At 73.8% G+C, this 19074-nt stretch carries 12 protein-coding genes and 1 pseudogene; 5 read left to right on the top strand and 8 right to left on the bottom strand.

The annotated features are described in order from the left end of the window. From G446_RS20410 to mnmA, 3 genes and pseudogenes are all read left to right on the top strand, one after another. A pseudogene (locus tag G446_RS20410) lies at positions 1-696 on the top strand (hypothetical protein); the annotation flags it as partial. A 118-nt stretch (positions 697-814) separates the two neighbouring features. After that, positions 815-1477 carry a DUF6318 family protein gene (locus tag G446_RS18895; RefSeq protein WP_051285985.1) on the top strand — a complete coding sequence of 221 codons (663 nt, stop codon included), beginning with the start codon at positions 815-817 and terminating at the stop codon, positions 1475-1477. Positions 1478-1644: 167 nt separating this feature from the next. After that, positions 1645-2751, top strand: a complete 1107-nt coding sequence (gene mnmA, locus G446_RS0112180) for a tRNA 2-thiouridine(34) synthase MnmA (RefSeq protein WP_026410346.1) — start codon at positions 1645-1647, stop codon at positions 2749-2751. A 24-nt stretch (positions 2752-2775) separates the two neighbouring features. Here mnmA and G446_RS0112175 read toward each other — a convergent pair whose 3' ends face one another. The 3 genes from G446_RS0112175 to G446_RS0112165 are packed head-to-tail and all read right to left on the bottom strand — an operon-like array spanning position 2776 to position 4855. Continuing rightward, positions 2776-3597, bottom strand: coding sequence for a hypothetical protein (locus tag G446_RS0112175; protein WP_026410345.1), 822 nt, complete (start codon positions 3595-3597; stop codon positions 2776-2778). Next, positions 3597-4475: an ABC transporter ATP-binding protein gene (locus G446_RS0112170; RefSeq protein ID WP_084779227.1), complete on the bottom strand. Its 879-nt coding sequence runs from the start codon at positions 4473-4475 to the stop codon at positions 3597-3599. Before G446_RS0112170 ends, G446_RS0112175 begins: the two co-directional genes overlap by 1 nt. Further along, positions 4472-4855, bottom strand: coding sequence for a GntR family transcriptional regulator (locus G446_RS0112165; protein ID WP_026410343.1), 384 nt, complete (start codon positions 4853-4855; stop codon positions 4472-4474). The genes G446_RS0112170 and G446_RS0112165 overlap by 4 nt, the downstream gene beginning before the upstream one ends. Positions 4856-6020: 1165 nt before the next feature. Here G446_RS0112165 and G446_RS0112160 point away from each other — a divergent pair. Next, positions 6021-6302 carry a DUF1540 domain-containing protein gene (locus G446_RS0112160; RefSeq protein WP_026410342.1) on the top strand — a complete coding sequence of 94 codons (282 nt, stop codon included), beginning with the start codon at positions 6021-6023 and terminating at the stop codon, positions 6300-6302. 334 nt (positions 6303-6636) lie between these two features. On the opposite strand, the gene G446_RS0112155 is transcribed toward G446_RS0112160, so the two are convergent. The 4 genes from G446_RS0112155 to G446_RS0112140 all read right to left on the bottom strand — a co-directional run bounded on the left by G446_RS0112155 (position 6637) and on the right by G446_RS0112140 (position 14380). Next, positions 6637-7512 (bottom strand): hypothetical protein, encoded by an 876-nt coding sequence (locus G446_RS0112155; RefSeq protein WP_026410341.1) that lies wholly within the window; start codon positions 7510-7512, stop codon positions 6637-6639. Positions 7513-7660: 148 nt separating this feature from the next. After that, entirely contained in the window at positions 7661-9562 is a 1902-nt protein-coding gene (locus G446_RS17785) for a hypothetical protein (RefSeq protein ID WP_034470449.1), read from the bottom strand. Then, on the bottom strand, positions 9555-12389 hold the full coding sequence (locus G446_RS17780; RefSeq protein WP_051285984.1) for a DUF4132 domain-containing protein: 2835 nt from the start codon (positions 12387-12389) through the stop codon (positions 9555-9557). The genes G446_RS17785 and G446_RS17780 overlap by 8 nt, the downstream gene beginning before the upstream one ends. 857 nt (positions 12390-13246) lie before the next feature. After that, entirely contained in the window at positions 13247-14380 is a 1134-nt protein-coding gene (locus tag G446_RS0112140; protein WP_026410340.1) for an IS630 family transposase, read from the bottom strand. Positions 14381-14867: 487 nt separating this feature from the next. On the opposite strand from G446_RS0112140, the gene G446_RS0112135 reads away from it, so the two are divergent. Beyond that, positions 14868-17018 (top strand): PQQ-binding-like beta-propeller repeat protein, encoded by a 2151-nt coding sequence (locus G446_RS0112135; protein ID WP_051285983.1) that lies wholly within the window; start codon positions 14868-14870, stop codon positions 17016-17018. Between the two features lie 198 nt (positions 17019-17216). Here G446_RS0112135 and G446_RS17775 read toward each other — a convergent pair. Then, positions 17217-19074: DUF4132 domain-containing protein (locus G446_RS17775; protein ID WP_034470446.1), on the bottom strand; the 1858-nt coding region annotated here is incomplete at its 5' end.

Raw genomic sequence — 19074 nt, 5'->3', positions numbered from 1 at the left:
ACCGGCACCACCAGGACGCAGGTCCAGTCCCCCGGCCGGCCGGACACCGGGACCCCGCGCACCGGCGGCGCAGACGGCGACGGGGCCGCCACCGCATCCGCCGACGGCGCCGACGGCGGTGCCGCGGGGCTCTGCTACCTGGGCGAAGTGGGCCTCAGGGAGTTGTACTCCCTCTCATGCCTCTTCGCCCCCGCCGCACCCGACCCCGGCGGCGGCGCAGGAGGGGAGCCCCCGACCACGGTGACCATCACCGCCACCGACGCCGCCGCCCTCCTGGTCGACGGATCCGGCCTGCACCGCCAGCCCCCCGGACCCCAGGCCCTGATCACCCTCGACGTCATCGCCTACACCAGCCCCGACACCCGCACCATCACCACCACCGTCGCCAACACCCCCGTCACCGTCACCGCCACCCCCACCGCCTACGCCTTCGACTGGGGCGACGGCACCACCACGACCACCACCGACCCCGGAGCCCCCTACCCCCACCACACCATCGCCCACCGCTACCAGCGCACCGCCACCGCCGTCACCATCACCCTGACCACCACCTGGACCGCCACCCTCACCCCCGACGGAGGCTCACCCCGACCCGTCCAGGGCACCATCACCACCACCGAGACCACCCCGCCCTTCGACATCGTGCGCACCATCACCTACCTCACCGACGACGCCGAAGAAGCCCAAGGACACTGACCAGACACATCCGACAGCGAAAGGCCGCAGCATGGTCCGCACTCAATCGAGCCGTCGGCCGGTGACGAGCCGCCGGCCGACGATAAGCCGCCGCCAACCGGTGGCGGGCCGCCGCGCAATGACGGTGCGCCGCCTGACGGCGTCGTGCCTCATACTGGCCGCGGCGGGGATCGCGGCCTGCTCGACGTCGCACAACCAGGCGGGCGCCTCCCCCTCGGCCGCCGACGCATCCGTCTCCGCCGCAGTCACCGCCTCGGCGGCGAACCGCACACCGCCCCCGCTGTCGAGCGAGGCGGCCGACGCCGTGGCCGCCCTGAGCCCCGAGGAGCGGGCCCTGCGCGACACCGCCCTGGCCACGCCCGAGCCCCAGCGCCCCGCCGAGGCCGACCAGCGCACCGTCGACGGCGCCGTCGCCGCCGCCCAGTACTTCATCGGCCTCCGGCCCTACCTCCAGGCCACCGGCGAGTCGACCGCCTGGCAGGCGATGAGCGGCCCCGACTGCGCCTACTGCGCCTCGGCCGCCGCCACCGCGACCGCCCTCCACTCGGCCGGGGGCTGGACCGACCCCTGGGACCAGCAGATCGGCTTCTTCTCCATCAGCGCCGACACCGAAGGCCCCGACCGCTACACCATCACCCTCGACGTGACCTCGGGCGAGTACCTGACCCACCCCATGGGGGAGGAACCCGCGACCACCGCGGCCGCCCAGGGATCGCTGCGCGTCTCCCTGCACTGGGAGGACCAGGCCAGCTGGAGGATCGACGACGTCGCCGCGCTGTGAGCGGTGAGCGCCCGCCCCGTGCCCGAGCCGGCGTCGCCATCACGTCGCGCCCGAGCCGGCGGCGCCATGACGACGGGCCCGGCGTCATGGCGACGGCCGCCGCGCCGCCGCGCTAGGCTGCGCGGGGCCCGACCACCGCACCACGCCGTCGGGCGGGAGGGAGAGTCATGCGCGTCCTGGCGGCGCTGTCGGGCGGAGTCGACTCCGCGGTCGCGGCCGCGCGCGCCGTGGACGCCGGCCACGACGTCGTCGCCGTGCACATGGCCCTGACCCGCGAGCGCGCCGCCACACGCTGCGGCTCGCGCGGATGCTGCTCCGTCGAGGACGCCTCCGACGCCCGCTGGGCCGCCGAGATCCTCGGCATCCCCTTCTACGTGTGGGACCTGTCCGAGCAGTTCGAGGAGCGCGTCGTGGCCGACTTCCTGGCCGAGTACCGGGCCGGGCGCACCCCCAACCCCTGCGTGCGCTGCAACGAGCGCGTCAAGTTCGACGCCCTCCTCGCCCGGGCCCTGGCCCTGGGGTTCGACGCCGTGGCCACCGGCCACTACGCGCGCCTGACCGGCGGCGCCGCCTCCGGCCGCCCCGGCCAAACCTCGGGCCTGACCCTGTCGCGCGCCGCCGACGCCGCCAAGGACCAGTCCTACGTCCTGGCCGTCTCCGGCCGGGCGGGCCTGTCCCGCGCCCTGTTCCCGCTGGGCGGGGCCCCCTCCAAGGCGGCCGTGCGCGCCGAGGCGGCGCGGCGCGGCCTGCCGGTGGCCGCCAAGCCCGACTCCTACGACATCTGCTTCGTGGCCGACGGCGACACCCGCGGTTTTCTGCAGCGCTCGCTCGGCGTGCGCGAGGGGGCGATGGTCTCCCCCGACGGCGAGGTCCTGGGCACGCACCAGGGCTACTTCGGCTTCACGGTGGGCCAGCGCCGGGGCCTGGGGCTCACCCGCCCCGCGCCCGACGGCCGCCCCCGCTACGTCATCGAGACGCGCCCGGCCACCAATGAGGTCGTCGTCGGCCCCGAGGAGCTGCTGCGGCGCTCGGCGCTCGACGCCGACGATCTGGTCCTGCTCGCCGAGCCCGACGGCGGGGGCTGGGAGGACGTCGCCGTGCAGGTGCGCGCGCACGGGCGGCCCGTGCCCGCCGACGTCGTCGTCGATCGCGGGGCCGGGACGCTGCACGCCGATCTGCGCCAGCCGCTGCGGGGGCTGGCGGCCGGCCAGTCCGCCGTCGTCTACGGGGGCGACGACGGCCGGCGGGTGCTCGCCCAGGCCACCATCGCCTGAGAGCGCGCCCGCCGGCCCCGCCGCTCAGCGCAGGGAGGTGTGGTGCTCGATGGAGCGGATCGCCCACCAGGCCATGAGGAGGGCCACGATCGGACCGGCGATCAGGGCCCCCATGCCCACATAGGTCACCTCGGCCCCCGTGCGCACGGCGTCGATGAGCTCGGGGAGCATGATGCGCGTCTGAACGCTCCCCGTCCGCGAATCGATGCCGAAGGGGATGAGCACGGTCGAGACCATCGACACCACCTGATTGGCGACGTACACGATGACGAAGCCGATCATCGGCGCCCCGAAGCCGAGGTGGTTCCACCGGCCCTCGGCCCCGATGCTCATGACCGCGAAGACCTCGAGCACCAGGTTGGCCACCATGAGCACGGTCGCGGCCACCATGAACAGCGCCCACCCCGGACCCACGGCTCCGAAGACGTCCGCGATCCGGCCCCACGCCGTGGCGGCGTCGGCGCCCATGGCGAGGGCGGAGACCAAGGCCCACGCCACGATCCCCGCGACCACCGCGGCGGTGACGGCCAGTCCGACGAGGAGGGCGTAGAGCGCCTTCGCAAGGTAGAGCGCGCGCCCGCGCACGGGCAGGGTCATGGTGAGGTACCCGCGCCGGCCGTACATCGAGGACCAGTACTCGGCCGCGACCTGGATGCCGACCACCAGCGGCGTCCCCGCGAGGCACACCAGCATCCCCATCTGCAGGAGGGGGGCCATCACGGGCACCCGGGCGAAGAACCACCACAGGACCAGGAATCCGGCCGCGAGCAGGGCCCCCAGGCCGAGCACCGCGGCATTGCGCCGCAGCTGGGTGCGGGCCTCCTGGACGAAGAGCGTGCGGAACATCAGCGGTACTCCTTCCGGAACAGGGCGTCGAGGCTCATACCGCTGGCCTCGCGCAGGTCGTCGGCGTCGCCCGCCAGCATCAGGCCGCCCTCGTGGAGGAAGACGACGGAGTCGACGATCGGCTCGACGTCGGCGATGAGATGGGTGGAGATGAGCAGGAGGGAGTCGGGGTTGAAATCGGTGAGGATGCCGTTCATGAGGACCTCGCGCGCGGCGGGGTCGACGCCGGAGATCGGCTCGTCGAGGAGGTAGACGCGGGCGCGCCGGGACATGGTCAGCGCGATGCGCAGCTTCTCCCCCATGCCCTTGCTCATCTCCTTGATGGTGCGGTCCGCGGGGAGCTTGAAGAAGCGGATGAGGTCGCGCGCCTTGTCCGCGTCGAAGTCGGCGAAGAACCTGGCGTAGTAGGCCACGGCCCGCTCGGCGGTGAGGTTGTCGGCGATGAAGGCGGCGTCGGGCAGGAAGGCGACGGCGGCCTTGGACCGGGGGCCGGGGGCGTGCCCGGCGATGCGGACCCGGCCCTGGTAGTCGGCCAGGACGCCGGCGAGGATCTTGAGCAGCGTGGTCTTGCCCGAGCCGTTGGACCCCATGAGCCCGGTGATGCGGCCCGCGGGAAGTTCCAGGCTGAGGTCCCTCAGGGCGAGGCGGCCGCGGTAGGTCTTGGTCAGGTTGGTCACGACGACGGCGGCCTCGACGTCCTCATTGCCGGGGACGGGCGGGATCGTGCGGAAGGCGCGCAGCGGGGACGCGGCGGGACTGGCCGCGGCGGGCGCCGGGGGTGCAGCGGATGACGTCGGGGAGGCCGCGGGCGCGGCGGGCGGCGTCGGGCCGCTCCCCGGCGCGCTGCCGGCCGGGACGGGGGTTGCGGGTGTGCTCATGACTGGGGTTCTCCTGTGGCGGGTCGATCGGTCCAGCGCTCGGCGAGCAGGCGCGTGGCGCCGTCGAGGCTCATGCCCAGACCGGTGAGGGCGACGATGTAGGCGTCGGTCGCCCCGGTGGCGAGCTCGCGCCGGACCGCGTCGAGGACGGCGGCGTCCGCCGTGACGAAGCGGCCGGCGGTGCGCTCGGCACTGGTCAGGCCCGTGCGGTCGAGCTCGGCGAGGGCGCGCTGGACGGTGTTGGGGTTGACCCCGGCGCCGGAGGCGAGCTCGCGGACGCTGGGGATCTTGCTGCCGGGCTCCCACTGGCCGGACACGATCCGATGCCGGAAGGCGTCGACCAGCTGGATCCAGATCGGACGGGTGTCGTCGACCTGCATGCAGCCTCCCTGGGTGGATGGACGGGTGGTGCTCATGAGCGCAGTGGCGGATGCCCGGCCGAAGCATCTGTGTCACTGCATTAATACAGTGACACAGTTTCGGGGCGCCGTCAAGCCGGACCGCCGGGCCCGCGCGGGCCGAGGGTCGGAGCACTCAACAATCGGCCTTCCAACGGGTCGAACAGCGCCCCGGATCCCGACCCCAGCGGAGCCGGCGGGGCGCGTCCGGGCTTTTCGGGCACACCGGGCCTGACGAACCCCGACCCCAGTGGGGCCAGTGAGGCGCATGGTGGAGGAGGGGCGCAGGGGATGATTCAGCGCCACGTCACCGGCCGCGTCCGGGTGGAAGTTTGTCCAAATCTGTTGCAAAGGCCCGGATCGAGCCGGAGCGCGCGAAGAGAATCGTTGGTATTCCGCGGTTCTTCTCCCGGCTGATCCCGGTCCGGGACGCCTTTGCAACAGATTTGGACAACTGCCCGCCCCGAGTCGTCCCAGGAGCCCCACCCGCCCCACTGCGGTCCGACCTCATCCGCACGATGAGCAAGAGCGACCCGTCGGAGGAGCTCCGCGGTGCCACCACACCGCGCGCCGGGGGACTCACCCGGCGGACCTGCGTCTGCTACACCTCTTTCCGTCTACTGCGCTCCTTCACCCTCCAATGTACGAGAAAAAGGAGCGTAGTGGAGGGCGAGGGGGCGTAGCAGAGGGAAAGAGGCGCAGCAGACGACTCGGCGCGCACCCGCGGGCCTCGAGCCCCCGCAGCCACCGGCAGTGCGCACGGTGTCGTGGTGAATCCCGGGGCCGCCCCTCCGCGCGCACCCAGGCGGGGCCGGCGGGACGGTATCCGCTGGGGCGTCCAGTGTGAGCCCCCGCCGCGTGCACAGGCGGGGCCGGCGGGACCCCGCGACCCCGGGTCAGGCGGGCCTCAGCAAGGACGACCTGCCCTGAATTGGAAATAGGGAACATGCGCAAGAGCGCCTTCGCGGCCGCGGACGACAACCCCGCCCACATCCGGAACGCCCCTTTGAATCCGCAGCATTCCAACGATTCCACAATGCTCACAACGAGGTTTCCGCCAACGCTTGCGCCCGCCGGCGAACCCTGCCTACCTTGAATTACGTCAGCCGCTCCGGGCAGCCGGAGAACTCACGAGAGGAGCACGATCATGCCGACCGTCACCGCCATCAAGTCCTGCGCCACCACCGCCTGCGCCTTCAACAACGGGGGCTGCACCGCCTTCGCGATCACCGTCGGCGGCGACGCCGCCACCCCCGCCTGCTCCACCTTCATCACCCTCGACGCCCGCGGCGGCCTGCCCGTGGCGGAGGGTCACGTCGGCGCCTGCCAGCGCCTGGAGTGCGTCCACAACACCGACCTCATGTGCACGGCCGAGGCCGTCTCCTTCAGCGCCGGCAACGCCAGCTGCCTGTCCTACGAGGCCCGCTGAGCGCGGGCGCGGCCAGCCCGTCCCGCCCCCGCGAGCGCGCGACACGGCTGACACGGACGCGCTCTCAGTCAGAGCCTCTCAATCGGAACGGGGTTCCGCCGTGCGGCGGGGCCCCGTTCGGCGTCCATGCGCGGCCCGGGAAACCAGGAGTCAACGCGGGCCCGGAAAGGCCCGGAGAGGAACGGGATGCGCGGGGCCCGCGAGCGGCCTCGCGATGACGGACGGCATGCGCGGCACCCGCAGATGACTCGCGGCGCCCGGGGCGACCCGTGTAAGCCGGCCGGGCCTGCTCGGCGGCCAGGCGGCGTCCGCAGGCGCCCGGGGCGACGGGGCTTCAGGACCCCAGCGCGTCGGCCAGCAGCGCGTCCTGCACGAGCCGGCGCAGGTAGGGGGCGACCTCGCAGGCGCGGCGCATCCGGTCCGGCAGCCACACCTGGAGCGTGTCGATGCAGGTCCGGCTCAGGCGCATGAGGGTCACGGCGTCCGGGGCGACGTCCACGCACAGGACACGGCCCCACAGGGAGGGGCACAGGCCCGCCGCGGGCCGGTGCGAGCACACGATGCCCGCCACGGCGCCCTTCCCGACCGCGGTGCACAGGATGTCGAGGGCGGCGTCGCCGAGCTCGGAGACCTCCTCGTGCGCGCTGAGGGCGTCGAAGGAGCTCCACAGGAGCACCGGCGCCCCCTCCCCCAGGGACAGGACCTGCTCGATGCTGTGGCCGCTGACGCCCATGGCGTCATGGACCATGACGCGCTCGGTCTCGATGACGCCCAGGCGCCCGCCGGGCGCGCAGGCGAGGTCCGCGAGCCCGACCAGGGGGTTCTCCCCCGTGATCGGGCAGTGGCAGGCGGCGGAGCCCCCGGCGAGGACCAGGGCGGCCTCGGCCCGGCCGAGCCAGCGCAGCGCGCCGAGCAGGTGCGCCGTCGCCGTCGTGATCCGCAGGCCCGGCTCGGCGGCCTCCAGCGTCACGTCCAGGCGCACCTCGGCTATCTCGTCGTCGTCCAGCGAGGCCAGGGGATGGTCGGGCAGGGGGCGGGCGGCGACGAGCACCCGCCCGTCGGAGTCCAGCGCGTGGAGGGCGATCTGGGAGCAGACGCCGCCATAGCGGTAGGCGGTCAGCGTCGCGCACCCCGCGCCGGAGAGCAGGCGCCGCGCCATGCGGCGCGAGGAGACGGACTCGGGCTCGGACGACTCGCCGCTGAACGCCACGACTCCCCTTTCGCCGACGGGAACTTGCTGCCGAGGCAAGGCTAGCCTGATGCTCCCGCTTCGGCCAGGAGAGCCGGGTCACCGAGCGTCGGCGGGACCGACGGCGCCGCCGGGGCCCGCGTCCGCGACACCAGTGCGGGCGCCGGGCTCATGATCCCGCCCCGTTCCCGGCGCCTTCGGCGCCGACGGCGCTCCCGGGGGCCTCACCCGCGCCGTCCCCGGGATTCCCGGGGCCCGCGTCCGCGCCGTCCCCGGGGCTGGCACCGGGGCGCGCCAGTGCGCGGTAGTCGGACCAGCACCAGGCCAGCAGCCGGGGCGGCGCCAGGTGCAGGGGCAGGGCGCGGCGGGCCTGGCGCAGCTCCAGCCTGCCGATCGTGCAGGGGGCGTCCTCCTCGGGCAGGTCGGCCCCGGAGAAGGTGATGGCGGCCGTGATCCCCGAGGCGGGGTCGGTCCAGGTGTACTCGCTGACCGACCCGCCCGTGCCGATCGCCCCGCGCACGTAGCCGCGCTCGCTGAGGGTGCGGCGCAGGGCGGCGGTCGTCGTCGGGCGCCCGGCGAGATGGTCCAGGGCGGTTCCCGGCGGGGCGGCGCCGAGGGCGAGCATGTCGACGAGGGTGCGGCCGCGCACGTCGTCCCAGCGGTGGGCCTCCAGGGCCGCGTGCACCAGCTCCACCACCTCGCCGCGGTCCATGGCGAGGGCGAAGGAGGCCAGTCCCCGGTGCTCCTGCTCCGACCCGCCCCTGCGCCGCAGCGCCTCGGCCACGTACTGCTCGGGCGGGCGGGCGGCGGCGTCCACCAGGATCCCCTGCTGCGGGGCCGGCAGGGCGAAGGCCGACTCCTGGAGGCGGGTGAGGGCCTCCTCCCACGCCGCCAGCCCCTCCGCCTCGGCCAGTTCGCGGGTCCGCGGGTCGGCCGCCGCCGCCAGGTCGTGCTCCAGCCAGGTGCGGACCACGCCGTCGGCGAGCCCGGCGGCGTCCTCGGGCCGCAGCAGCGGCAGGTAGAGGTCCAGGGGGGCGCTCACGACCGCGGTGCGCAGGCGTCCGAGCTGCTCGGCGAGCACCACCCACCACCGGACGATGACGGGGTCGACCCGGGCGCCGTCGGCCGCCCAGCGGACCGCGGGCAGGCGATCCAGGTCGAGCCAGGCCGGCGGGGCGGCCCTGGGCCTGGCCAGCCCCAGGGCCGCGCGCCCGGCCAGCTCCTCGGGGGCCAGGTGGGCGGAGACGTCCTCCCCGCAGGCGGCCAGCGCCCTGACGATCATGGCGCGCACCGACTCGCTGGCCTCCTCGCGCAGGGCCTCGCGCAGGGCGGGGCGGTCCCCGGGGTCGGCGAGCTCGGCCAGCCAGCCGGCCGCCGCGACCCGCTCGCGGGCCGTGGAGGCCACCAGGCCGTGAAGGGCCGCCGCGCGCACCTCGGGCGTGGCGCCCAGGACCCGGCGCGCCGGGAGGGAGGCGCGCTCCCCGGACAGCGCCAGCCCGGTGACGGCGTCGTGGATGGCGCGCGGGACCCACCGGAAGCCCGCCAGGATCTCCAGGGCGTGCAGGGCCGTGTCGGGGTCGGCCAGGCGGGCGACGAGGTCCTCGGGGTGCTCCAGGTACCAGGACCGCGCCGCCCCGGCCGTCAGCTCGCGGAAGGCGAGGCTCTCGGTCTCGACGCGGCTGCGCTCGACCGGGATGTCGAGGCCGACCATGAGCTCGTGGATGGCGCGCGGGTCGTCGTCGCGCCCGGTGCGGGCGCGCAGCACCGGCCAGTAGCGCGGCGCGCGCTCGGAGGACACGAGCCGCAGGGCGTGGACGAGGCCCAGGCTCGGGCCGTGCTCGAGCACCCAGTCCAGGCCGAGGCGCCGGATGAGCCGCGGGTGGCGGTGCAGACGGCCCTCGGCGACGGCGATGAGCTCGGCGAGCTCGGTCTCGCCGACCTGGGCCGCCTCCAGGCGCATCCAGTCGGGTTCGCAGACGTCGGCGCGCAGCCGCTCCAGCGCCGCGCGCAACTCGACGCCGGCGGGGGCCGCCGACTGGCCGGAGCCGAGGATGGTCACGGACTCACGCACGGTCGGCCCCCGCGCTCGGGCGCCAGTGGGGGTCGGGCCGGCCCAGGGCCGCCAGCGCCGCGAAGTCGGCGCAGCACTCGGCCAGGAGCACCGGCGGGACCCGGCCCAGGACCACGGGCGCGCGGCCGCGGCGCACCTCCAGGTCGTCGACAGCGCAGGGCTGGTCCTCCTCGGGCAGTCGGGCGCCGCTGAAGTTGACGGCCGCCGTCAGGCCCAGGGAGGGGAAGTCCTTGAGGTAGCTCCAGAACCAGCCGCCGTCCTCGGCGGGGGCGCGCCGCCAGCCGCGCTTCGCGGCGGCCCGGCGCAGTGCGAGGGTGGTGGTGACGCGGCGGCCGCCGGGCGCCCGGACCGCGGTGGCGTCGGCCGGGACGTCGGGAGCGGCGGCGCCCAGCTGGTCGAAGGGCGGGTCCACCTCGTAGTCGGCCAGGTGCCGGCGCCACGCGTCCGCCTCGGCCCCGCTCAGGGCCGTGCGGTGGGCCAGGCGCACGGCGGTGCCGGGGGCGAGCTCGACGGCGGCGTCGTCCGCCCCGAGCAGCGCCCCGTCCTCGGCCGGGCGGAAGCGCACGCCGTCGGGCAGGGCCTCCCAGATCAGGCGGGTGACGAGCCGGCCCACCAGGGGGTGGTCGGCCAGCAGCTCGCGCCACTGGTCGGCCGGCCACGTCCGGGAGGCGCACATGGCCTCGTACAGGCGGGAGGCCTGGAGGGACATGACGGCCTTGACCTGCCTGCGGGCGGACCCCAGCCGCTTCTTCGCATCGTCGGCCCCGCCCGGGTCGTCGGGCGTGCGCGCGGCCGGCAGGGACTTGAGGGGCCTGCCGTCGGCGTCGGCCAGGACGACCCCGCCCTCCGGGGTCGGGCGGGCGATGACGGTCCGCCCCCCGTAGGACAGGCGCAGCGCGCCGTCGTCGTCGAAGCCCGCGGTGGGGATCATGCGGTCGGCCAGTTCGTCGGCGCTCCAGCCCCGCCACCGGGCGACCTGCTCCAGCAGGGCGGTGGCCGTCTTCCGGATGGAGCGCATGGTGTGGCCGCGCGCGGCGCTCTGGAGCAGGGCCAGGGCGTCGGGGTGGCCGTTGGCGGCCAGGGCGGTCATGAGGGCGGCCAGCTGGGCGCGGTGCCCGCCCTGCCAGCGCCAGCAGGTGGCCTCGTAGTCGCGCACGGCCCGCGCCAGCTCGGCCCCGTCCATGCGCACGGTCAGGGCGAGCAGGCCCTTGTCGGCGATCGCCGAGCCGGGGAAGAGCTGGTGGTGGTAGCGGTAGGCGCGCTCCACGTGCCGGGACAGCGGCACGGCCGCCTGGCGGCGCGCGTAGTCCTCCTGCTCCGTGCCGATCGCCCGGGCGAGGTCCCGCTGCGCCCGGTCGTGGTTCCTCCGCCCCTCGAGCTCGGCGTGGGCGCGCGACTCCTCCTCGGGCGGTCGGATGGTGTCCTGGGCGATCCAGGCCCGCAGCACGTGGGAGCCGAGGGCGGCGGCGTCGGCCGCGTCGAGGCGGTCCAGGTAGAGCTCGAACATGCCGTGGCCGCTGGGGTCCTTGAGCCTGTCCGCCAGGACGACCCACCAGCGGGCCACCCGCGGGTCGACGGCGGTCCCGTCGGCCCACCGCAGCGCCGGCAGGGCGTCGGCGTCGAACCAGGCCAGGGACGCCGGGGGCCTCCGCTTCAGGCCGCGCTCGGCCTCCGCCTCCAGGGTCCGCGGCGCGACCAGCTCGGCGGCGCGCTCGTCGCATGCGGCGAGCGCGCCCAGCAGCGCGGCCCGCGGTCTCGGCGAGGTCTCCCTGGCCAGGGCCTCGCGCAGGGCGACGACGGCGGTCGGGTCGGCGAGCTCGGCCAGCCACTGCGCCGCGGCCTCGCGCTGCTTCGCCCCTCCCGCCAGGGCCCGGGCGGCCAGGTCCCCGACCCGCGGGGAGTCGGCTCCGGCGCCGTCCGGGTCCTCGTCCGGCCCGCCGGGCGCCCCGGTCCGCGCATGGCGGGCCACGATCCGCCGCGCCAGGGGCCGGTTGACCGTGGAGGGGCCGATGGCGATCTGCGCCAGGGTCGGCAGGATCTGCTCGGGGATGGTGGGCATGTGCTCCAGGGTCTGCAGCGCCTGGGCGGCTAGGCGGGTGTCCCGGAGGCGCTCGACGACCAGGTCGGGGTTGGCCAGCGCCCACGGCCAGACACTGTGCGGGTCGTGGTGGTACCACAACCAGTTGTCGAACCAGGTCGCCCAGTCGCGTTCGGGCAGGTCGGTCGCCCGGAGGACCTGTTCGACCGCCCGCGGATCGAGGCGCTTGACGGAGGGGTCGTACAGCAGCCCCGCGAAGTCGGGTCTTCGCGAGCGGGCCTCGATCCGGGCCCGGTGCAGCAGGTGCAGGCGGGAGCAGTCCTTGACGATTGCGCGGACGTCATGGGCCTGGAGGCTGGGCGGGATCTCGCCCCCCGCGCCGTCGGCGATGGCGATGAGCTGGTCGATGTCGGAGTCGGTGACCTGCTCCAGCCGGCGGCGCTCCCGGTGATGGGAGTCGGGGTCGTCCTCGGGGCACTCGCCGATCCGGGCGTTGATCCGCTCGCGCAGCTCCGCCTTGGCGGGGGCGGCCGAGGGCGCGTCCAGCAGGGAGGCGAAGGGCGGCGGTTCAACGGGCGGGCCCGGATCCGCCCCGGGCGGGCCCGGATCCGCCCCGGGCAGTGCCTGCGCCTCCTCGTCCGCCCCCGTTCCGCGGACGGCGCTCCCACCCGCACCCGCCCTGCGAATCGGCCCGTCATCCGTCCCGGGGACGGTGCTGCGATCCGCGGGCCCGTCGGTCCGACCATGCGGTCGCGCTGGTGCCGGGTCGGGGGCATCGGACTCGGTCATGGTGCTCCTTCGGTCGGCGGTGAAGGCGGTTCGACGGGCTGGGATCGCGGGGCCGGAACTCTCCCCCCGGTCCGGGTCGCGACCGTCCGTCGCCACCGGGCGGCGCAGTCGGCCGGGGCACTCGGCCGGGGGACGGATGGGGCCCGATCGGGGTCACGGGGTGTCGGCCTCGGTGCGAGTGTATCCGCGTCCGGTGCCCGCCGCGCCCCAAGTGGGCAGTGGTGCCCCGTCGAGCGAGGGCGTGTCACGCCGCGCTGCCGGGCGGAGTCGCGGAGCCAGGGTGCCCCGTCGAGCGCGGGGGCGTGTCGCCGAGCCCGGCGGCGCCTCCGAGCGATACCGCGCCCCTGCCGAACGCGGGGGATCCGCGGGAGCACGGGGCCGGGCGGCCGCCACGGGGAGGGACCCCGCGGGAACCACCACCGGGCCAAGGGACTCGCCAGTGTCGCTGTTCATTGTCAGGGTTCTGACGTTGGGAAAAGGTGGCTGGCGCTTATCTTTCACCCGCCGCCCCACGCCCCTCCCGTCCTGAAGTGGCGCAATGACGCCGTTCCCCATGCGCGCACCAGCGCCGACACACCCGAAAGATATGCGCCAGCCACCTTTTCCGGCCCGTCCCGCCCAGCCGACGCGTCCGGGGCGCTGCACGCGCGGGAACTCCCTCGCCGCCGAAGGCGTCGACGCCCTCCAGGGACTCGGGGCGCCGCACGCGCGAGAGCGCCGGGCCGCGGTCCGCGAGATCGTCGGGTAACCGCCGAGATCGTCACTTGACCCGCGAGCACGTCACTCCAGCAGACGTGCTCGCGGGTCAAGTGACGATCTCGCGGACTCGGCCGGAGTGGGGCCATGGCCAGTAATCATCAAGATGATTTCATGAGCCTATACTTGAATTTCGTCTCCCTGATCAACGTCTCGAATGCGTCGCGGGTGTCCTCGAAGTCGGCGCGCTGGATGTTGCTGATGGAGTTCTTGGCCTCGTTCCAGACGTGCTCGATGGGATTCTTGTCGGGGCTGTAGGGCGGCAGGTAGATGAACTGGACCCTCCTGAGGTTCTCGACCTCCTCCAGCTTCAGGTTCAACTCCTTGGAGTTGTGATAGCTCGCGTTGTCCCACACCACGACGATCTCCTTGCCGGGGTACTTCAGTGTCAACTCGATCAGGGCCTTCACGATGTTCTCGGTGCTGCCCCGCTCCAGGCGCATGAGGTCCACGCTCCCGTCCGACTCGTGGAGGAACCCGATGTACTTCTGCGACTTCCTCTCCCGGTCGACCCGCAATTTGACCTTGGTGTTCTTCGCGCACCGGGCCCGTCGCAGGATCGCCTCGTGCTCGATTCCCACCTCATCGGCGGACACCACTATGACATCCTCGCGGACCCCCTTCTCGTCGTCCGCCTTCTTCTCGTTCTCCTCTTTCCTCCCGGTCTCCCGCCGGCCCCGGTCCTCCTTCTCCCCGTCCGGCTTCTTCCCCGTGATCCTGCCGATCTCGTCGCGGATCTGCGCCATGCGGGCCTCGATCTCCTCCTCGGGGGCGCGGCGCCGGTCCACGCTCTCGGGCAGGTGGAAGGACAACCCCGCCATGTGCAGCAGACAGCGGTAATAGGCGTCCGACGCCCGCCTCACGGAGAAACGACCGTGAATCCACCCCGCCAGGTCGGGAACGCTCCAGAACTCCGCATCCAGTCCCTGCTCCGAGGGCGGACGGGACAGGGCCTTCAGCACCTCCTCCTCCTGCTCCCCGGTGAGCAGGCAGGAGTTCCTGTTCCCGGCGTGCCCGGTGCGAATGGAATCCAGGCCGCTCCTCCGCCATTTCCCGACCCACCTGCCGACCGTCCCGACGGAGCGCCCGACGAAATCCGCCACGAACCTCCTGCTCGCCCCCCTCGACAGCATGAGAATGGCCTCGGCCATCCGCCTCATCAACTTGTGCGGGGCATTCTCCCTATGAGCCCGGAGAGCATCCCACTCCTCATCGGTCAACACAATAGCCGCCATGAAGGGATTATACACCGGCCCGCCATTCCGGACCCGCACCCGGAAACACCCGGACGAACACCCCTCCGACAACCGCACCCGAAATCAAGGGGACGTCACCTTGTTGATTACTGGCCACAGCAGGAGCGGACTCGGCCGGAGCAGGAGTCGGACCGGGCGCGGGCCGGCGGGCCGCGACGCACTGGGATGGGACGGAGGACCGGAACCAGGCGAGACGCGGGTCGGCATGCGCGCCCACTGATCGAATACGTATTTCTGCATCCGGCCGGATAGACTCTACGCTGATCGCATGTCTACCGAGCCCCCCGCATCAGCGCCGACCGGACCGGAGCCGGAATCGACCCCGATCCCGCCCGCCGAACCCGGAGCCCCCCAGGCCGAGTCGGCCCCTGGTCCCGCCCAGGATCGACTCGCACCGCCGCCGCCACCACCGCCAGCAGTCCCGCAACCAACGCTGGCAGCACCCGCCCCGCAGCCGGCGTCGCCGGTGTCGGCGCCGCGCCGTCGTCGTCTGGGCCGCCGCGGCCGCGCCGTCATCGGGGTGGTCCTCGTGCTGGTGCTCGTGATCACCGGAACCGTCACATGGATGGTGATCCGTTCGAGGAGCTCGGAGACCCACAAGAACCCGCCCTCCCTCCAGGCCGTGCTCGACCTGTCGAACCTCGGCGGGAACCTGATGCCCGCCCCGATCGACTCTAAGGGCTCCGCGCTTCTCGCCTCCGACAAGCTGCGGATGATGCGGGTCGTCAGCGACGGCCGTGAGTCAATGATCGCCGCCGACATCTCCTCGACGTCCGGCCTCCCGGTGTGGCAGACGCCCATCCCCGACGAACTCGTCGGCACGACGCTCGACTGCCAGTTGGCGCAGGACGTCCTCGACTGCGGCGACTTCCTGCGCATCGACCTGACGACCGGAATCAACCAGGTCGCCAAGTCCGGCATGACATCGGCCGCGGCCCCCAGCGCCGACCCCTCCGAGGCGCCCTCCGCCCCCTCGCAGGGCACGGCGCCCGGAGCGGGCACAGCGCCGGGGACGGACACGACGCCCGGGACGGACGCAACACCCGGAACAGAGACGCCGTCGGGAGCGGCCACGACGCCCGGGGCGACGACGGCGCCGGAGGCGAGCGCGTCCGCGGCACCGGCCTCGAACGCCTCCGTGCGGCTGGGCGAGTCCGCCTCCGACGTCGTGCCCCTGGCGGTGAGCGCGGACGGCGTCCTGACCACCGACGGGACGGCGGTCAAGGGACTCACGCTCGACGGCGCCGCGCCGGTGTGGGCGGTCCGCGTCGACGTGCCCCGCAAACTCGTCGGCGTCGACCTGCCCATGACCCGTCAGGTGTGGGTGGTCAGCGACGGCGCGACCATGGCGGCCGTCGACGGCTCCACCCTGCTGTGGTCGAGCGCCCTGCCGGAGGGGGCCGCCGCGCTCAACGGCCTGGGCGCCCCGGTCCCGCCGCGATGGCTGGTGAGCCAGGACGCGATCGTCGTGGCGCACCCGGACGCCGTCGTCGCCATCGACCCTGCGGACGGCGCCACCGCATGGCGGGTCGACGGCGCGGTGACCTCGTGGTTCGCCTCCGGCGACACCGTGGTGGTCTTCAACGGCTCGACCATGTCCTTGCTGTCCTTCGACTCCGGTTCCGAGCCCGTCACCGCCCTGCCGACGTCGGCCCCGGTCGCCGGGGGCGCGCCGGCGCTCAGCCCCGACGACCTGAGGAACTCCACCCTGGAGGTCCCCGAGGGGCGCTGCTCATTGATCGGACCCAAGGACCCGAGCACGGGGACGGCGATGGCCACCTTCGTCGACGGCGTGGCCACCGGATCCCTCTCCGACGGGATCGGGGGGATACTGCCGACCGGCACCATGACCGAGGTGCTGCCAGGGGTCTTCGACGGCTCGCCGGTCATGCTCGCCATCCTGACCTGCATCGGAGGCGGGGCCGGTTGGGAGCACAGCACGGTCGTCGCCTACGACGCCGATAAGGCGCTCATCGGCTCCGTGGATCTCCCGACCGACAACTCCAACTACTTCGCGGACACACCCATCGAGAACCTGCGCTCCGTGGGCAATACGGTGATCTACACCATGCCGGGACTCCAGACCGCCGGCGACGGCTACTGCCACGCCTGCACGGGCAGCGCCGAGGCCACGATCACCGCCCAGTGGGACGGGGACTCCCTGGATATCGTCGACGTCCTCTACCGCCTGCCCTCGGGGGCGGTCCGGGTGCCGACGGCGCAGGACGTCCAGGTCGCCTACGACGCCATCGCCTCGGGCGATGACGCCGCGGCCGCCGGTCTGGTCGATCAGGATGTCCTCGACAGGCTCGACGGGCACCTGGGCGGCGGCCAGCCCACCCCCTCCACCACGGTGCGCGCCCTCCAGTTCCCCGAGGGCGGCCGGGTCGTGGAGTGCAAGCTGGCGGGCCCCGAAGAGACGACGTACAACCCGCGCGGCACGAACCTGCCGCAGGGATCCATCGTCTGCCCGGTGACCACGGACGATCCGGACAAGCCCTGGTTGCATCTCAAGGTCGGCCAGTACGGCACGGAGTCCTACGCCTCCTGGCTCATTCTGCGCGCCGACGAGACCGGCGCCTACACGGTGGTCAACTTCGGGCGGGCCTTCGGCTGAGGGCGGCCCCGGCCGGGAGGGGGTGCAGTCCCGGCCGTGGCCCGGTCCGCCGGGCCCGGCCTCGCCCCGGCCGTGGAGCAGGTCTCAGCCGACCGCACCCCGGCCGGGGACGCCCCACCGTGAAGCAGATCGCAGCCGACTGCGTCCCCGGCCCCGGCCGCGGGTTCCTGCCGACGTCGGCCCCGGTTCCGAGTCCCCTCACATGAAGGCCTTCTTCTTCCAGTCGGGGTCGTAGGGGCCCAGGGCGGCCAGGGCGGCGTAGTCGGCGCGGCACTCGGCCAGCAGCACCGGCGGCACTCCGGTCAGCGGAACCTCGTAGTGGCCCCCGTGGGTGAAGGACAGGCCCGTGGTGGCGCAGGAGACGTTCTCCTCGGGCAGGCAGGCCCCGGTGAAGCCGAGTACCGCGGTCAGGTTCAGCGCGGCGAAGTCCTTGACGTAGGCGTCGAAGAAGCCCGCGTCCATCGGCTCCCCGCGCTTGTAGCCGCGCTTGAGGGCTGCGGCGCGCAGGGTGAAGGAGTCGGTCATGTGCCCCTGGAGGTCCGTGAGGACCTTCTGGTTCTTCTCAATGCGCGGGACGACGGCGCTCAGCTGGTCGAACAGGGGCTCGACCCCGTAATCGGCCAGGTGCTCGCGCCAGGCGGCCGCCTGCTCGTCGGCGAGTTGCACGCGGTGGGCCAGGCCCACCCGCGCCCGCTCGTCGAGTTCGACGACGGCGTCGTCGGCCCCGATGAGCGCCCCGTCCTCCGCGGGACGGAAGGTCAGGATCGCGCCCGCGGATGAGATCTCCCCGGAGACTCCGGAACCGGCGGTCGCGGCGGAACCCGCATCTCCGGTCGCGTCACGGCCCGAGTCCTCCGCGGCGGCAGCCTCGCCCCCGAGCGGGGCGACCGTCCAGATCAGGCGGGTGACCAGTCGGCCCACCAGGGGGTGGCCGGCCAGCAGTTCTCTCCACTCGGGAGCCGACCAGGTGCGGGAGGCGCACATGGCCTCGTACAGCCGCTCGGACTGGAGGGTCAGAACCTCCTTGGCCTCCTTGCGCGCCGCGCTCAGGCGCTTCTTGGCGGCCTTCACGGTCTCGGCGTCCTCACCGGCGCGGGCGGGCGGCAGCGACTTGCGGGTCCTCCCGGTCTCATCGCTCACCTCGATCTTGAAATCGGGCGTCAATCGGCCGGTGAACTCGCGATCCCCGTAGGGCAGGCGCAGCAGGCCGTCGCCGTCGAAACCCGCGGTCGGGACGGTGCGGTCCGCCAGCTCCTCGGCGCTCCACCCCCGCTCGGAGGCCGTCTCCTGCACCAGCGCCCCCGCCGTGGCCTGGATGCCGGCCATCTTGTGGCGCCGCGCAACACCCAGCAGCACTTGCAGCGCCCGCCGCCCGCCATTGGCGTACAGGGCGCGCACCAGGGCGTCGAACTGGGCCCGGCGCCCCGGGTTGTCGCGCATGTAGGCGCGCACCAGCCCGGCCAGCTCGCCGTCGTCCATGCCCGCCGTGAAGGCCAGCAGACCCTTGTCCGCCATCGCCGAACCCGTATAGGTGCGCTGGTGCTCGGCGTAGGCGGCGGCAATGCGCTCCTCCAACGTGATGGCGGCCTGAGTCTCCGCCCACTCCAGGGAGTCCGCCATCTTCTTATCCGCCCGGCACTGCGCCAGCCACTGCTGGGCGTGGTCGTAGGCCCACCTGCCGGCGGTCTGGGCGTGGGCGCGGCTCTCCTCCGGGTCGGGGCGACGGGTGTCCCGCTCCGCCCAGGCCCGCACCACGCGGCCGGCCAGGGCGGCGGCGTCCGCCGTCTCCAGCAGGGACAGGTACAGGGCGATGATCCCCCTCCCATTGGGATCCTTCAGCCTGTCGGCCAGCACCACCCACCACCGGACAATGTCCGGATCCACCTCGGTCCCGGCGCCGGCGCCACCACTCCAGTGCACCGGCGGCAGGGAGTCGAAATCGAACCAGGCCGCCAGCGAGGCCGGCGTCTTGGACTTCAGGCCCCGGAAGGCCTCGGCCCCCAGGGCCCGCGGCGAGAGGAACTCGCTCAGATCCCCGCCGCACTCGCCCAGGGCG

The organism is Actinomyces dentalis DSM 19115, assembly GCF_000429225.1.
In the GTDB taxonomy this organism is placed as follows: domain Bacteria; phylum Actinomycetota; class Actinomycetes; order Actinomycetales; family Actinomycetaceae; genus Actinomyces; species Actinomyces dentalis.
This window is presented reverse-complemented; position numbering and strand designations above follow the sequence as displayed.

Excerpts from the sequence above, each read along its gene's own strand:
- G446_RS0112170 (WP_084779227.1), bottom strand. The coding sequence starts at position 4,475 with ATGAGCACACCCGCAACCCCCGTCCCGGCCGGCAGCGCGCCGGGGAGC.
- G446_RS0112140 (WP_026410340.1), bottom strand. The coding sequence starts at position 14,380 with ATGGCGGCTATTGTGTTGACCGATGAGGAGTGGGATGCTCTCCGGGCT.
- mnmA (WP_026410346.1), top strand. The coding sequence starts at position 1,645 with ATGCGCGTCCTGGCGGCGCTGTCGGGCGGAGTCGACTCCGCGGTCGCG.
- G446_RS0112175 (WP_026410345.1), bottom strand. The coding sequence starts at position 3,597 with ATGTTCCGCACGCTCTTCGTCCAGGAGGCCCGCACCCAGCTGCGGCGC.
- G446_RS0112165 (WP_026410343.1), bottom strand. The coding sequence starts at position 4,855 with ATGCAGGTCGACGACACCCGTCCGATCTGGATCCAGCTGGTCGACGCC.
- G446_RS0112160 (WP_026410342.1), top strand. The coding sequence starts at position 6,021 with ATGCCGACCGTCACCGCCATCAAGTCCTGCGCCACCACCGCCTGCGCC.
- G446_RS18895 (WP_051285985.1), top strand. The coding sequence starts at position 815 with ATGACGGTGCGCCGCCTGACGGCGTCGTGCCTCATACTGGCCGCGGCG.
- G446_RS17780 (WP_051285984.1), bottom strand. The coding sequence starts at position 12,389 with ATGACCGAGTCCGATGCCCCCGACCCGGCACCAGCGCGACCGCATGGT.